This window comes from Streptomyces sp. Y2F8-2 (assembly GCF_014905555.1).
Taxonomy (GTDB): domain Bacteria; phylum Actinomycetota; class Actinomycetes; order Streptomycetales; family Streptomycetaceae; genus Streptomyces; species Streptomyces cynarae.
Genome location: NZ_BNGS01000012.1, coordinates 69,304 through 83,379 on the forward strand (window position 1 = coordinate 69,304; position 14,076 = coordinate 83,379).

12 protein-coding genes are annotated in these 14,076 nt (G+C 71.9%); 9 read left to right on the top strand and 3 right to left on the bottom strand.

The genetic code is table 11. The features are described 5' to 3' along the window. Nucleotides 1–403: 403 nt before the first annotated feature. Both panD and SY2F82_RS32695 read left to right on the top strand, forming a co-directional pair. The gene (gene panD / locus SY2F82_RS32690) at nucleotides 404–826 is read left to right on the top strand and encodes an aspartate 1-decarboxylase (RefSeq protein ID WP_200421911.1); all 423 of its coding nucleotides are present in this window, start codon (nucleotides 404–406) and stop codon (nucleotides 824–826) included. After that, the gene (locus SY2F82_RS32695; protein ID WP_200421910.1) at nucleotides 823–1,512 is read left to right on the top strand and encodes an aspartate/glutamate racemase family protein; all 690 of its coding nucleotides are present in this window, start codon (nucleotides 823–825) and stop codon (nucleotides 1,510–1,512) included. Before panD ends, SY2F82_RS32695 begins: the two co-directional genes overlap by 4 nt. A gap of 769 nt (nucleotides 1,513–2,281) precedes the next feature. Here SY2F82_RS32695 and gndA read toward each other — a convergent pair. Next, a complete protein-coding gene (gene gndA / locus SY2F82_RS32700; protein WP_200421909.1) occupies nucleotides 2,282–3,721 on the bottom strand; it encodes an NADP-dependent phosphogluconate dehydrogenase in 1,440 nt (479 codons plus the stop codon). 355 nt (nucleotides 3,722–4,076) lie between these two features. Between gndA and SY2F82_RS32705 the strand changes: the two genes are divergently transcribed. Further along, a complete protein-coding gene (locus SY2F82_RS32705; protein WP_200422751.1) occupies nucleotides 4,077–5,333 on the top strand; it encodes a transglycosylase family protein in 1,257 nt (418 codons plus the stop codon). A gap of 39 nt (nucleotides 5,334–5,372) precedes the next feature. Here the strand turns inward: SY2F82_RS32705 and SY2F82_RS32710 are convergent, their stop codons facing one another. Then, a complete protein-coding gene (locus tag SY2F82_RS32710; RefSeq protein ID WP_200421907.1) occupies nucleotides 5,373–6,458 on the bottom strand; it encodes a DMT family transporter in 1,086 nt (361 codons plus the stop codon). Nucleotides 6,459–6,697: 239 nt separating this feature from the next. Between SY2F82_RS32710 and SY2F82_RS32715 the strand changes: the two genes are divergently transcribed. The 3 genes from SY2F82_RS32715 (at nucleotide 6,698) to glgC (ending at nucleotide 9,902) form a co-directional block, all read left to right on the top strand. After that, on the top strand, nucleotides 6,698–7,411 hold the full coding sequence (locus SY2F82_RS32715; protein ID WP_236041832.1) for a (2Fe-2S)-binding protein: 714 nt from the start codon (nucleotides 6,698–6,700) through the stop codon (nucleotides 7,409–7,411). Between the two features lie 74 nt (nucleotides 7,412–7,485). Continuing rightward, on the top strand, nucleotides 7,486–8,637 hold the full coding sequence (glgA, locus tag SY2F82_RS32720) for a glycogen synthase (RefSeq protein WP_200421905.1): 1,152 nt from the start codon (nucleotides 7,486–7,488) through the stop codon (nucleotides 8,635–8,637). Between the two features lie 44 nt (nucleotides 8,638–8,681). Further along, nucleotides 8,682–9,902: a glucose-1-phosphate adenylyltransferase gene (gene glgC, locus SY2F82_RS32725; protein WP_200421904.1), complete on the top strand. Its 1,221-nt coding sequence runs from the start codon at nucleotides 8,682–8,684 to the stop codon at nucleotides 9,900–9,902. Between the two features lie 34 nt (nucleotides 9,903–9,936). Here the strand turns inward: glgC and SY2F82_RS32730 are convergent, their stop codons facing one another. Next, nucleotides 9,937–10,782 (bottom strand): SDR family oxidoreductase, encoded by an 846-nt coding sequence (locus tag SY2F82_RS32730; protein WP_200421903.1) that lies wholly within the window; start codon nucleotides 10,780–10,782, stop codon nucleotides 9,937–9,939. A 104-nt stretch (nucleotides 10,783–10,886) separates the two neighbouring features. Here SY2F82_RS32730 and SY2F82_RS32735 point away from each other — a divergent pair, with 104 nt between their 5' ends. The 3 genes from SY2F82_RS32735 to SY2F82_RS32745 all read left to right on the top strand — a co-directional run bounded on the left by SY2F82_RS32735 (nucleotide 10,887) and on the right by SY2F82_RS32745 (nucleotide 13,997). Beyond that, complete coding sequence (locus SY2F82_RS32735; RefSeq protein ID WP_200421902.1) at nucleotides 10,887–11,279, top strand: helix-turn-helix domain-containing protein; 393 nt, start codon at nucleotides 10,887–10,889, stop codon at nucleotides 11,277–11,279. A gap of 78 nt (nucleotides 11,280–11,357) precedes the next feature. Next, nucleotides 11,358–11,612: a hypothetical protein gene (locus SY2F82_RS32740; RefSeq protein WP_200421901.1), complete on the top strand. Its 255-nt coding sequence runs from the start codon at nucleotides 11,358–11,360 to the stop codon at nucleotides 11,610–11,612. A gap of 54 nt (nucleotides 11,613–11,666) precedes the next feature. Next, nucleotides 11,667–13,997, top strand: coding sequence for a GH92 family glycosyl hydrolase (locus SY2F82_RS32745; RefSeq protein WP_200421900.1), 2,331 nt, complete (start codon nucleotides 11,667–11,669; stop codon nucleotides 13,995–13,997). Nucleotides 13,998–14,076: the final 79 nt, after the last annotated feature.

Genomic DNA, 14,076 nt, shown 5'->3' on the forward strand with positions numbered 1-14,076 from the left:
GTTTGAGTCCCACGCCGTCACGCTGGTGGCGTCGCTCATCCTCGGCAAGGCGGCTTTCGGCCCGTCCGGCCCGGTGTTTCCCCCGCTCGTACCTGCGATCGGCGTGGTCACGGCGGTCATTGGGGTCCTGACCGTCACGCGGCGCGCCCAACTTCTCATAACTGACGTATCGTCAAGCAAGTCAGCGTCTGATCAGCATCAGTCCCCAGAGGGTCTTCCTGGCAGACGTCTGATCGGCGGCGTCACAACAGCCTGGTTCGCACGGAAATGCAGGCAGGGAACCCTGTCGTCTGAATGAAGCGATGTTCCTCACAATCATCAACTCCGACGCGTGCCGGTGTACAGTAAAGACCGCCCTTGACCTGCACAAAGCAGGCAGGGAGCCGTCTTTCAGGAGTCCAAAGTGCTGCGTACTCTGTTCAAGTCCAAGATCCACCGTGCCACCGTCACCCAGGCCGACCTGCACTACGTGGGATCGGTGACCATCGACGCCGATCTCCTCGACGCCGCCGACCTGCTCCCCGGGGAGCTGGTCCACATCGTCGACATCACCAACGGTGCCCGCCTGGAGACGTACGTCATCGAGGGCGAACGCGGCTCGGGTGTCATCGGCATCAACGGAGCCGCGGCCCACCTGGTCCACCCCGGCGACCTCGTGATCATCATCAGCTACGCCCAGGTCTCCGACGCCGAGGCACGGAGCCTGCGGCCGCGGGTGGTGCACGTGGACGGTGAGAACCGGATCGTGGCCCTGGGCGCCGACCCGTCCGCCCCGGTACCGGGATCGGACCAGGAGCGCAGTCCGCAGGCCGTGGCCGCCGGGTGACCCCGCACACCGGCCCGCTCGCCCTGCTGCACACCTCGCCGGTCCACGTCCCCGTCTTCGAGACCCTGCGCGACGCGGCCCATCCGGGGCTCGGCCTGACGCACCACGTGGCGACGGAGCTGTTGGACCGCGCCCGCGCGTACGGCCCGGGCGTCGTGGCCGACGACGTCCGGGACGTCCTGCGAGGGGCCGCCGCGGCGGGCGCACGCGCCGTGCTGTGCACCTGCTCGACCATCGGCGCGGTCGCCGAGCGCGCGGACGTCGGTGTGCCGGTGCTGCGCGTGGACCGGCCGATGGCCGCGGCCGCGGTGGCCACAGGGCCCCGGATCGTCGTCGTAGCCGCGCTGGAGAGCACCCTCGAGCCGACCGTCGCCCTGGTGCGCGAGGAGGCGGTGGGCCGAGGTCACGTCGAACCGCGCACCCTGCTCGTCGACGACGCATGGGCGCGTTTCGAGGCCGGGGACACCGACGGCTACCTCCGCCTGATCGCCGACGCCGCCGACTCGGTCACCGACGCCGACGCGATCGTCCTCGCCCAGGCGTCCATGGCCCCGGCCCGGCACCTGACCGCGACCACCGTCCCCGTCCTGTCGAGCCCGGAGCTCGGACTCGCCGCTGCGGCCACCGCAGCGGCACATGGTTCTCGGAACGGTTCACGCGGCCCTCGGAACGGTTCACACGGCTGACCGGTGGCGGCGCCGCCGTGCGCTGTGCCCGGCCGGCCGCGGCGGACCGCGGTGGCCCGGTCGGGCCCCGGCCCGTCCCGCAACGGGGTGAGTGCCCGTACGGCGCCCGGGTACCCGGGGGACAAGTCCAGGCCGACGTACGACTGGCTGGAGGACACGATGACGCATCCGCTCCCCGATCCCGCACAGCCGGGACCACCACCCGGACCGGGACCGACCCCGGGACCGGAGCCGACCCCCGAACCGGGCCCCGCGCCGGGGCCTGAGCCCGCACCCCCGGAACCGGGACCCGCGCCACCGGGACCCGAGCCGACACCTCCGGCACCCGGCCCCACGCCCCCGGGACCCGAGCCGGTGCCGCCGGGACCGGGTCCGGACCGCCCGCACCCCGAACCGGGCCCCGACCGCCCGCACCCCGGCCCGGGGCCGGTGCCCACGCCGGAGCCGCCCCCGTCGCCGATCCCGAAACCGCCGGGCCCGGACCCCGTCCCCGAACCCGGAGAACCGGGGCCGCCCCTTTCGTAGGACGCCCCGACACGGAAAGCACACCGGCCCGGTGCACGGGCGGAAACCCCCGTGCACCGGGCCACTGCCGTCTCCGGCCACTCCGCGGCCACTGCCGTACCCGGACGCCGACGGACGGGCACGCCGGCGTCCGGCGACCCCAGAGCCGCCCGCCCCCGAAGCCCCCGAGGCGCCCACCCCCGAAGCCCCCGAGCCCGCCGCCCCCGAAGCCCCGAGCCGCCCGGCCTCTGAGCCGCCCTGCGCCCTACGCCTCGACCTCCGACCGGTCCCCGCCCCACAGCGTGTGGAACGACCCCGCACGATCCGTCCGCCGGTAGGTGTGCGCGCCGAAGAAGTCACGCTGCCCCTGGGTCAGCGCGGCCGGCAGCCGCTCCGCGCGCAGGGCGTCGTAGTAGGCGAGGGCCGCCGAGAAGCCCGGCGTCGGCACGCCCTGGCGGGTCGCGGCCACCAGGACCTCGCGCCAGTCGTCCTGCGCCGCGGCGATCTCCTGCGCGAACGTCTCGTCCGACAGCAGGCTCGGCAGGTCCGCCCGGGCGTCGTACGCCGCGCGGATGCGGTCGAGGAACGCCGCGCGGATGATGCAGCCGCCGCGCCAGATGGACGCCACCTCACCGAGGTCGATGTTCCAGCCGTACTCCGCGCTGCCCGACGCGATCTCGTGGAAGCCCTGCGTGTACGACACGATCTTCGACGCGTACAGCGCCTGCTCCACCCGGTCCGCGAAGGCCGCCGCCTCGGACGTGCCGAGCGGCGACGCCTTGGGCCCGGCCAGGCCCCGCGACGCCTCGCGCAGCGCCGTGTGCCCGGACAGCGAGCGGGCGAAGACGGCCTCCGCGATGCCGGACACCGGAACGCCGAGGTCCAGCGCGATCTGCACCGTCCAGCGGCCGGTGCCCTTCTGCTCCGCCTGGTCCTGGACCACGTCCACGAACGGCTTGCCCGTCGCCGCGTCCACGTGGGAGAGCACCTCCGCCGTGATCTCGATCAGGTACGAGTCCAGGCGGCCGGTGTTCCAGGTGCGGAAGATCTCCGCGATCTCGGCGGGGGAGTAGCCGGCGACGTCGCGCAGCAGCTGGTACGCCTCGCCGATCAACTGCATGTCGGCGTACTCGATGCCGTTGTGCACCATCTTCACGAAGTGCCCGGCGCCGTCCGGGCCGACGTGGGTCACACACGGCGCGCCGTCCTTCGCCTTCGCGGAGATCTTCTCCAGCATCGGGCCCAGCGACTCGTACGACTCGGCCGAGCCGCCCGGCATGATGCTCGGCCCGTGCAGCGCGCCCTCCTCGCCTCCGGAGATGCCGGTGCCGACGAAGTGGATGCCCCGCTCCCGCAGTTCCTTCTCGCGGCGGCGGGTGTCCGCGAAGTGCGCGTTGCCGCCGTCGATGATCATGTCACCGGGCTCGAGCAGCGGTGCGAACTCCTGGATCACGGCGTCCGTCGGCCCGCCCGCCTTCACCATGATCATCAGGCGCCGTGGCCGCTCCAGCGCCGCCACGAAGTCCTCAGCGGACTCGGTCGCCACGAAGTCGCCCTCGTGTCCGAACTCCTTCACCAGCTCATGGGTCCGTGACACGGTCCGGTTGTGCAGGGCGACCGCATAGCCGTTGCGCGCGAAGTTACGGGCGAGGTTGCGGCCCATGACCGCGAGACCCGTGACGCCGATCTGGGCTGAAGTGCTCATAACGGTTGGCTCCTAGAGGTCCTGGAATCGGCGGTGCCGGTTCGGTCCGGACGACATCATCGAAGGGTGGTGCCGCTCGTGCTGGTCAGTATTGCCTGGTGACCATCGTGACGCGCCGGTACACCCGCCGCACATCCGGAATCTCCCGACGCCGTACGCGATCTCCCGCCGCCGTCCGGGGTCTCCCACCGAGGAGCCGGCGTCACGCGCGGACCCCGGCAGTTCTCTCCGCCGGCCGCAACCAGGCGCGATTCCCGGCCAGTTGACGCGACGGAGCGACCGATTCCCCGTCTTGTCATGGCCTGTTCGCGGCGTTTACTTTTGCCCCTCCTGACGCATGTCGAGGGGGCTTTCCATGGCCGTACGCGGCCGGCACCGCCGGTATCAGCCGACAAGGATCAACCGCGCCTCGCTCACCGTCACGGCGGGCGGCGCCGGCATGGCACTCCCGCTCATCGGCACCGGCGTCGCGCACGCGGCCGACGTGGACACCTGGAGCAAGGTCGCCGCCTGCGAGTCCAGCGGCGACTGGGGCATCAACACCGGCAACGGCTATTACGGGGGACTGCAGTTCACGCAGTCGACCTGGGAGGCCTACGGGGGGACGGCGTACGCGCGGCGCGCGGATATGGCCTCCAGGGACCAGCAGATCGCCGTGGCCGAGAAGGTCCTCGAGGGACAGGGGCCCGGCGCCTGGCCGGTGTGCTCCGCACGCGCGGGTCTGACCCGGGGCGGATCCGGCCCGGGCACATCACAGACCGCGCCGGCGACCGTCAAACGTTCCGTGCGCGACGTGAAACCGCAGACCACGCCCCAGTCACAGGCGGGCACCACCGAGATGTACACCGTGGTGCACGGCGACACGCTCTCCGGCATCGCCGACTCCCACCACGTCCAGGGCGGCTGGCAGGGGCTGTACGCGGCCAACCGGACGACGGTCGGCGCGGACCCGGACCTGATCCTGCCCGGGCAGCGGCTGAACCTGCGGGCGAAGGCGGGCAAGGCGGCCAAGGCCCCGGCGCACCCGGAGGCGACGCCGGAGCGGACCCGCAAGACGTCCGAGGCGACGACTCACAAAACGTCCGAGCGGACCCGCAAGACGTCCGAGGCGACGACTCACAAAACGTCCGAGCGGACCCACAAGACGTCCGAGGGAACCCACAAGTCGACCCCCCGGAAGACGCCTTCACACCACAGCGCCCCCACCCACCCCATGGTCGCCCCGGTGAACGCCGCTACGGGCACTCGCTACCACGCCGCCGGGTCGGCGTGGTCGAAGGGCTACCACACCGGCGTCGACTTCCCCGTGCCGACCGGCACCTCCGTGCGGGCCGTCGCGGCCGGGCAGGTGGTCGGTGCCGGCTGGGGCGGTTCCTTCGGCTACCAGGTGGTCATCCGGCACGCCGACGGCCGCTACACGCAGTACGCCCATCTGTCGGCGATCTCCGTCAAGGACGGGCAGAGCGTGGTGGCCGGCCAGCGCATCGGCCGTTCCGGCTCCACGGGCAACAGCACGGGTCCCCATCTGCACTTCGAGGTGCGGACGGGGCCCGGGTTCGGCAGCGACATCGACCCGGTCGCCTATCTCCGCGCGGGTGGCGTACCCGTTTGACACCGGGCGGGCCGATGCAGTCCGACGGGACCGGACCGGTCAGGACCCGGCCCGAGCGCGATACCGGTCCGGGACGGGCGCCGGAATGAACACCCCGGTGTGCAGGGGGTCGTACGGGCGCGACGGCACGCCGTACGCGCCGGGATGCCAGTCCTCGTACGCCTTCTCCACCATGCCCTGCCCGCCCGGGACCGTCTTCCGCACGGGCGTCGCGGGCTCCGGGACCGGCCGCGCCTTCGGCCACGGCTCGCCCACGGCCCCCGTGACGGCCTCGCCGACCGCCGTCGGGCGCCGATCGCCGTCGATCCGCTCCGTGGTCAGCAGGATCAGTCCGCCGGCGGCGAGCACACCGCAGACCAGGGCGAGCACCGTGCCGGTGATGCCGTAGCGGAAGGTTTCGCCGAACAGGGTGATGCCCACCGCGGCCGCCGCCACCGGATTGACGACGGTCAGCGTGGCGAGGGGTGCCGCGAGGCCCGCGCCCCGGTAGGAGGCCTGCGACAGCAGCAGACCGGCCGTCGCGAAGACGCCTATCGCCGCCAGGCTCGGCAGGTCCGCGAGGGAGACCCCGCCGGTCCAGTCCACCGCGACCGTCTTGGTGAACACCGACGACATGCCGAACGCGACACCGGACGCCACCGCCAACAGCACGCTGCGGACCGCCGGATGCCGGTGCGTCGCCCGTCCCGCGACCATCAGCGCCATCACGCCACCGGCGGTGACCAGGGCCAGCGTCAACCGCTGGGCACCGCCGAGGGAGTGCGTGTCGGAGACCCCGACCAGGGACAGCAGGACCGCGAGACCCACGGTCGCCATGACGGCACCGCGCCAGGCGGTCGTCCCCGCCCGGCGACCCACGCACAGGGCCGCCATCGGCAGCGCGAACACGATGGTCAGCGCGCCCAGCGGCTGGACCAGGCTCAAGGGGCCGTAGGCGAGCGCCGCCACGTGCAGCAGTCCGCCGAGACCGTTCAGCACGACCGCCGCCCACCAGGCCGGCCTGCGCAGCGGCGCGTAGGACCGGCCGGGCGCGGACACGGCCACCTGCTCCTGCACGATCGCCCCGCCCGCGTACGCGACGGCGGAGACGAGCGACAGGAGCACGGACAACGCGAGGGCGCTCATCAGCGACTCCTTCGCGTGGGGCCGGAGCGGGCGGCCCGGCGCGACGAACGGTCTTCTTCCATGGTCAACACGATGCCGCCCGAGGCTGTTCCCCGTCGTCGTCCCTGAGCACCCATTGGGTCATACTGCCGATGGAGTACGAGAGCGTTTCTCTCATCCCCGAGAGGGGCGCCGACGGGCCGGTCCCCAGGCCGAGCCCGGAGCCCGGAGCCCGGAGCGCGCTTGGTAGTACTGACCTTGTGGACCTCGAGGACATCGACCCCGACCTCTCGGCGCTCGGCGCGCTCGGCGGCTTCTTCGTCCTGCGCACCGGAGCACCGCCGCGTGGGGCGTTGCCCACGCTGGCGCAGGCGTACGCGTCCGAGCCGCCGGAGGGCGGCGCGGATCCGCTGGCCGAACGCATCCGCAAGGTCGCGCACAGTCTCCGGGCACCGGAACCCCGGGTCGCCGCCTCCCTCGCCCACCAGGGCCTGGCGGCCCGGATCTGGTCCGTCGCGCTGGGCAGTGCGGCGCTGTACGGGCGGGTGCCCGACCTCGATCCCCAGCTGCTGCGCTGGGACCCGGAGGGCGGTGTGCCCGACGACCTCTGGCTGAGCGAGGTGCGCCCGCTGCCCGTCGCCTCGCTCGACGCGGTCGTGCGTGAGGGGCACCTCGCGCCCCTCATGGCCGTCCTCAGCGCGCGCCACGGCGTCTCCGCACGGCTGTTGTGGGGCAACGCGGGCTCCGCGCTCGCCGGCACGGTCCGCATGATCGACCGCTGGGCGCGGGAGACCGGCCGTACGGACGTGGGGGAGCGGGCCCGCTCCCTCGCCGCGGGACTGTTCGCGCACCCCGACCTGTCCGGCACCCTTGACCCCGCCGGCCGCCGCCGCAGCTGCTGCCTCTACTACCGGCTGCCCGCGGGCGGACTGTGCGGCGACTGCTGCTTCGACCGCCCGCCGGGGCGCGAGTGAACACAGGTGGTCTTCCGCAACGGCCGCATCTGGGTGACCATGTGGGAACCAGCCGCTGAGACAGGGGGTACCGGGTGCGTGTGGGACTGCTGACCCGGGAGTACCCGCCGGACGTGTACGGCGGTGCGGGCGTCCATGTCGAGTTCCTCGCCCGGGAGTTGCGCTCCCTCGTCGACCTCGACGTGCACTGCTGGGGTGAGGGCGGCGCGGGCGGGGTGATACGCCACCGGCCGTGGACCGGCCTCGACTCCGCCAACGACGCGCTGCGCACCTTCTCCGTGGACCTGGCCATGACCGCCGCCCTCCAGGGCCGTGAGCTGGTCCACTCCCACACCTGGTACGCCAACCTCGCCGGCCACCTCGCCAAGCTGCTGTACGGCATCCCGCACGTGATGACCGCGCACTCGCTGGAGCCGCTGCGCCCCTGGAAGGCCGAACAGCTCGGCGGCGGGTACGCGCTCTCCAGCTGGGCGGAGCGCACCGCGATCGAGGCCGCGGACGCGGTGATCGCCGTCTCCGGCGCCATGCGCGACGACATCCTCACCTGCTATCCGGCCCTGGACCCGGCACGGGTCCACGTCGTGCACAACGGGATCGACACCACCCTGTACCGGCCGGACCCGGGCACGGACGTCCTCTCCCGCATCGGCGTCGACCCGGACCGCCCCTACGTCCTGTTCGTCGGGCGGATCACCCGCCAGAAGGGCGTGCCCCATCTGCTGCGCGCGGTGCGGCACATCGACCCGGCGGCCCAGGTCGTCCTGTGCGCGGGCGCGCCGGACACCCCCGAGATCGACCGTGAGTTCCGTGACCTGTTCGAGGAGCTGAGCAGGGGCCGTGAGGGCGTGCACTGGATCCCCAAGATGCTGCCGCGCCCCGAGGTGATCCAGCTCCTCACCCATGCCACGGTGTTCGTCTGCCCGTCGGTGTACGAGCCGCTCGGCATCGTCAACCTGGAGGCCATGGCGTGCGGCACCGCCGTGGTGGCCTCGCGCACCGGCGGCATCCCGGAGGTCGTGGACGACGGCCGTACCGGCCTGCTGGTCGACGTGGACGACGGCTTCGAGGAGCACCTCGCGCGTGCTCTCGACGCCGTCCTCGCCGATCCGGTGGCCGCGCGGCGGATGGGCGAGGCCGGACGGGAGCGCGCGGCGGGGGAGTTCGGCTGGGACGCGGTGGCCCGGCGCACGGTCCGCCTGTACGAGGATGTCCTCAAACAGGGGTAGTAATCAGCAAAGTGCAGCACAACCGGGCGTAGAGGGGCGGCGGCATGCGGCGCGGTGGACCTTCGGTGCTGGGAATCGTACTGGCCGGCGGGGAGGGCAAGCGGCTGATGCCGCTGACCGCCGACCGCGCGAAACCGGCCGTGACCTTCGGCGGGACCTACCGCCTCGTGGACTTCGTCCTGTCGAACCTCGTCAACGGCGACATCCTGCGCATCTGCGTGCTCACGCAGTACAAGTCGCACTCCCTGGACCGGCACATCACCACCACCTGGCGGATGTCCAGCCTGCTCGGCAACTACGTCACCCCGGTACCGGCCCAGCAGCGGCTCGGTCCGCGCTGGTACCTGGGCAGCGCGGACGCGATCCTGCAGTCGCTGAACCTGATCCACGACGAACAGCCGGAGTACGTGGCGGTGTTCGGCGCCGACCACGTCTACCGCATGGACCCGCGGCAGATGCTCGCACAGCACATCGAGGGCGGGGCGGGCGTGACCGTCGCGGGCATACGGGTGCCGCGCGCGGAGTCCTCCTCCTTCGGCGTGATCACGCCCGGCTCGGACGGCCAGACGGTCGAACGCTTCCTGGAGAAGCCCGCCGACCCGCCCGGGCTGCCGGGCGACCCCGACACCGTCTTCGCCTCCATGGGCAACTACATCTTCACCACCAAGGCGCTGATCGAGGCGTTGCAGCGGGACGCCGAGGACCAGACCTCGGTGCACGACATGGGCGGTTCGATCCTGCCCCAGCTCACCGAGCGCGGCGAGGCCCAGCTGTACGACTTCAGCGCCAACCACGTGCCCGGCGAGACCAGTCGCGACCGGGGCTACTGGCGGGACGTGGGCACCCTGGACGCGTACTACGAGGCGCACATGGACCTGATCGCGGAGCGCCCGGCCTTCAACCTCTACAACCGCAACTGGCCCATCTACACGCACTCCAACCAGTTGTCACCGGCCCGTTTCAACTCGGGCGGCATCGCCAGCGAGTCGATCATCAGCGCCGGGTGCCTGATCCGGGGCCAGGTGACGCGGTCGGTCCTGTCCCCGGGCGTCCTGGTGGACCCGGGCGCCGTCGTCCAGGGCTCGGTCCTGCACGACAACGTCCACGTCGGCCGCGGCGCGATCGTCCGCGGAGCGGTCCTCGACAAGAACGTGGAGGTACCCCCGGGCGCGACGATCGGCGTCAACCCGGGGCGGGACGCCGAGCTGTACACGGTGTCGAAGGGCGGAGTCATCGCGCTGGGGAAGGGGCAGCGGGTGTCGTAGTCCCTGCGGGCCCTGGCCGACACCGGCTGGTACGTCAGCGGAAGGCGGCGACATTCTCCCGGGCCCAGTCGGCGAAGGCGCGGGGCGGGCGGCCGAGGACGCGTTCGACGTCGGGGCTGACGCGTTGTTCGGCGGGGGTCGGCTCGCCCAGGATGGCCAGGGTGGTCTCGACCACCGGCTCGGGCATGAACCGCACCATCTCCGCGCGGGCCTCGTCGCGGGTCTGCTCGATGAACCGTACGGGTTCGCCGAGCGCGTCGCCGATCGCCTCCGCCCGTTGCCGGGGCGTGGTGAGCGACGGCCCGGTCAGTTCGTGGACGCGGCCGTGATGACCGTCCTCGCGCAGCGCCGCCGCGGCGACCTCGGCGATGTCCCCCGGGTGGACGGTGGGCAGTCCGACGTCTCCGAACGGTGCCGCGACGGCCCGCCGGGTACGGACGGGCTCGGCCCAGGCGTACGCGTTGGAGTGGAAGCCGCCGGGTCGCAGGATCGTCCACTCCAGGCCCGACTCCCGTACGGCGTCCTCGATGGCGCGGGCGACGCCCCCGTGCGAGCCCGACTCCGGCCGGGTCACGACCCCCTGCGACGAGAGCAGCACCACCCGTCCGACACCGCCGGCCTTGGCGACGTCCAGGATGTCCCGCGGGCTCAGCAGGTGCGCACTGGGGCCGCCGTTCTGCAGGAAGAGCGCATCGGCGCCGTCGAACACGGGCCATAGGCTCTCCGGGTCGGTCAGGTCCGCCGTCCGCCGCCGGACGCCCTCCGGCATGTCGGCCTCCGAGATCCCACGCGACGTCGCGGTCACCTGCTCGCCGCCGGCCACCAGGATCTGCACCAGCGCCCGGCCGACGTTGCCGGTCGCCCCCGTCACTACGAACATGGTCAACTCCCTGTTTCTTCACGGTGGTTGTCGAGACACAGGGACGCTAACACCGTCGGTATAGTAGGTACCTACAGGAAAGTGGCTATCCCAAAGGGGTGCGCATGGCCGGTGAAGCGACCTGGGCGGCGTCGGCCGGGACCGACCCCGAACTCGCCTGTCCCATCGCCCCGGTCGTCGACATCGTGTTCAGCCGCTGGACGACCCCCATCCTGTGGAGCCTCCACGCCCACGGCCGTCAGCGCTTCGTCGAACTCCAGCGGCGCATCGACAGGATCACGCCCAAGGTGCTGACCCAGCGGCTGAGGCAACTGGAGCGCGACGGGCTGATCGTGCGCACGTACCACCCGGAGGTCCCCCCACGGGTCGAGTACGAGATCAGCGCACTCGGTCGCAGTCTCGCCCCGCTCTTCGCCCACCTCGCACAATGGTCCGCCGAGCACCTGGACGAGGTCGAACAAGCCCGTAACGACTACGACACCGCCCCGGCCCGGTAGCACCGCCGGGCGGCACGGGCGGGTGAACGGCCGCCGCTCGGGAAGAACCTCGGCGCGCACACCCTCGTTCCCCATCCCGTGAAGTCGCAGCTCTCCGGCATCGAGCGGCACGAGGACCGTATGGGGTACCGCCGCATCTTCAGCGTGCCCGCCGGCCGGCCGATCGGCCCGCGCGGGCGGCTCCGGCTCACCCACGACTCGTGGATGTCGACCGCGGTCTGCTCACCCGCTCCCGCCGGGTTCCCGAGCCGGACGACGCGTCTGCGGGTCGCGCACCAGGTGCTGATTTGCGACGCGTCACGGAACAACCCCGCCGGCTGCCCGGGAAACTGACGCCCCGCCACCACCATGTGCTCGACGACATCGATCCTCCGGAGGTCTTCCGAGATGAGACGCACCCGGCGCCTGCGCCTCGCCGCCGCGAGCACGGTGGTGGCCGCGACGCTGTGCCTCCCGCCGGCCGCGCATGCCGCCGAGCCGCGCGACGGCGGGCTCACCGGTCTGGTCAACCCGTTCATCGGCACGCAGGACGAGGGCAACACCTTCCCCGGCGCCGCCGTGCCCTTCGGCATGGTGCAGTTCTCCCCGGACACCGGGCACAACACCGGCTACGACCACACCCAGAGCCGGATCCGCGGCTTCTCCCTCGTGCACCTCTCCGGCGTCGGCTGCGCCATCGGAGGAGACCTGCCGGTGCTGCCGACGACGGGTGACGTGACCGAGACGGACTACGCCAAGTACGCGGCCGTGTTCAGCCACGCGAACGAGCAGGCGAGCCCCGGCTACTACCGGGTCGGCCTCGACAGCGGCATCGACGCCGAACTGACGGCGTCCCAGCGCACCGCCGTGCAGCGCTACGCCTTCCCGGCCACCGACAAGGCGAACGTGCTGCTCAACGCGGGCCAGGCGCTGCACAAGAACGTGTCCTCCAAGGTGGAGATCCTCGACGACCGCACCGTGCGCACCGAGATCACGGGCAGCGGCTTCTGCCGCTCCACCCGGCCGTACACGGTCTACACGGTCACCCGCTTCAACCGGCCGTTCACCGCGCACGGGACCTGGTACCAGGACTCGATCACCCCGGGGGCGACGAAGTCGGCGGGGCCCGGACGCAACGGCGCGTACGTCACCTTCGACACCACCAAGGACCGCACCGTCGAGGCGACCACCGCGCTGTCGTACGTCGACGCACACGGCGCCGACGTCAACCTCGCTACCACGTACGGCCGTTCGTTCGACACCGTGCGGGAGGCCGCCCGCCGTGCCTGGGAGGACCGTCTCGATGACGTCCGGGTCCAGGGCGGTGACACCCCCCTGCACACCACCTTCTACTCCTCGCTGTACCGGTCGTTCCTCGCGCCGAACATCGGCAGCGACGCCGACGGCCGCTACACCGGCTGGGACCAGAAGGTCCACCGGGCGCAGGGCTTCACGTACTTCCAGAACTGGTCGCTGTGGGACACCTACCGCACCCAGTCCCAGCTGCTGTCCCTGCTCGCGCCGCGCGAGGCGCGCGACATGGCGATCTCCCTGCTGAAGGTCGACGAGCAGGGCGGCTGGCTGCCCAAGTGGGGCTACGGCCCGGTCGAGACGAACATCATGAGCGGCGACCCCGTCACCCCGTACCTGACCCACGCCTATCATCAGGGGCTGCTCAAGGGGTACGAGGAGCGGGCGTACCGCGCGCTGAAGAAGAACGCCGACGGCCTGCCGCCCGCCGACACCATGTACACGGGCCGTGAGGCGAACCGCGAGTACATCGCACACGGCTTCGCGCCCTACATCAAGGGCCGCCCCTACACCAAGCCCGGCGACTCCGACTACCACCACGGCGGATCGGTGACGCTGGAGTACGCGCTCGCCGACGCCATGCTCGCCCAGATGGCACGTGACCTGGGACACCCCGCGGACGCCGCCCGCTACGCCGCCCGGTCGCGGAACTACCGCACCCTCTTCGACCCCTCGACCCGCTTCTTCCGCGCCCGCGAGGCGTCCGGCGCCTTCGCAGGACCGGCCGATCCGGCCAGGAGCAAGGGCTTCCACGAGGGCACCGCCTGGCAGTACCAGTGGCTCGTGCCGCAGGACCTGCCCGGCATGGTCGGCCTCATCGGCGGCCGGCAGGCGGCCAATGACCGGCTCGACGCCTTCTTCGCCTACGACGCGCTGCTCAAGGACCCGGAGAAGACCGCACGTGAGGTGTGGGTGCACGGAGCGTACGCCTACTACGACGCGGCCACGTACAACCCGCAGAACGAGCCGGACCTGATCGCCCCCTACACGTATCTGTCGACCGGTCAGCCGTGGAAGACCACGGACGTGGTGCACGCGGCGCTGACCCTCTTCACCAACGGCCCGACCGGGATGACCGGCAACGACGACCTCGGCACCATGTCCGCCTGGAACGTGCTGTCGTCCATCGGCCTCTTCCCCGTGCAGCCCGGCTATCCCACCTGGGGTCTGACCACCCCGGTCTTCGACCGCGTCGACCTGGTGCTCGACCGGGCGTACTACCCGCGCGGCAAGCTGACCGTCACCGCACCCGGCACGTCACAGAGCGACCGGTACGTCCAGAAGGTGCGCATCGACGGAACGGCGTACGAACGCACGTACGTCACGACGGACGCGTTGCGCCGACTGGGCACGCTGGAGTTCACGGTCGGCGCGCGGCCGTCCGGGTGGGGTACGGCACCGCAGGCCGCGCCGCCCCCGCTGAAATGACCTCTTCCGCCACATCAGTCCCGCCTCTCTCGGCGAGGCGGGACTTAATCCGCTGTTAACTGTACGTAGCCTGATCGTA

Excerpts from the sequence above, each read along its gene's own strand:
- gndA (WP_200421909.1), bottom strand. The coding sequence starts at position 3,721 with ATGAGCACTTCAGCCCAGATCGGCGTCACGGGTCTCGCGGTCATGGGC.
- SY2F82_RS32705 (WP_200422751.1), top strand. The coding sequence starts at position 4,077 with ATGGCCGTACGCGGCCGGCACCGCCGGTATCAGCCGACAAGGATCAAC.
- SY2F82_RS32710 (WP_200421907.1), bottom strand. The coding sequence starts at position 6,458 with ATGAGCGCCCTCGCGTTGTCCGTGCTCCTGTCGCTCGTCTCCGCCGTC.
- glgC (WP_200421904.1), top strand. The coding sequence starts at position 8,682 with ATGCGGCGCGGTGGACCTTCGGTGCTGGGAATCGTACTGGCCGGCGGG.
- SY2F82_RS32730 (WP_200421903.1), bottom strand. The coding sequence starts at position 10,782 with ATGTTCGTAGTGACGGGGGCGACCGGCAACGTCGGCCGGGCGCTGGTG.
- SY2F82_RS32735 (WP_200421902.1), top strand. The coding sequence starts at position 10,887 with ATGGCCGGTGAAGCGACCTGGGCGGCGTCGGCCGGGACCGACCCCGAA.
- SY2F82_RS32745 (WP_200421900.1), top strand. The coding sequence starts at position 11,667 with ATGAGACGCACCCGGCGCCTGCGCCTCGCCGCCGCGAGCACGGTGGTG.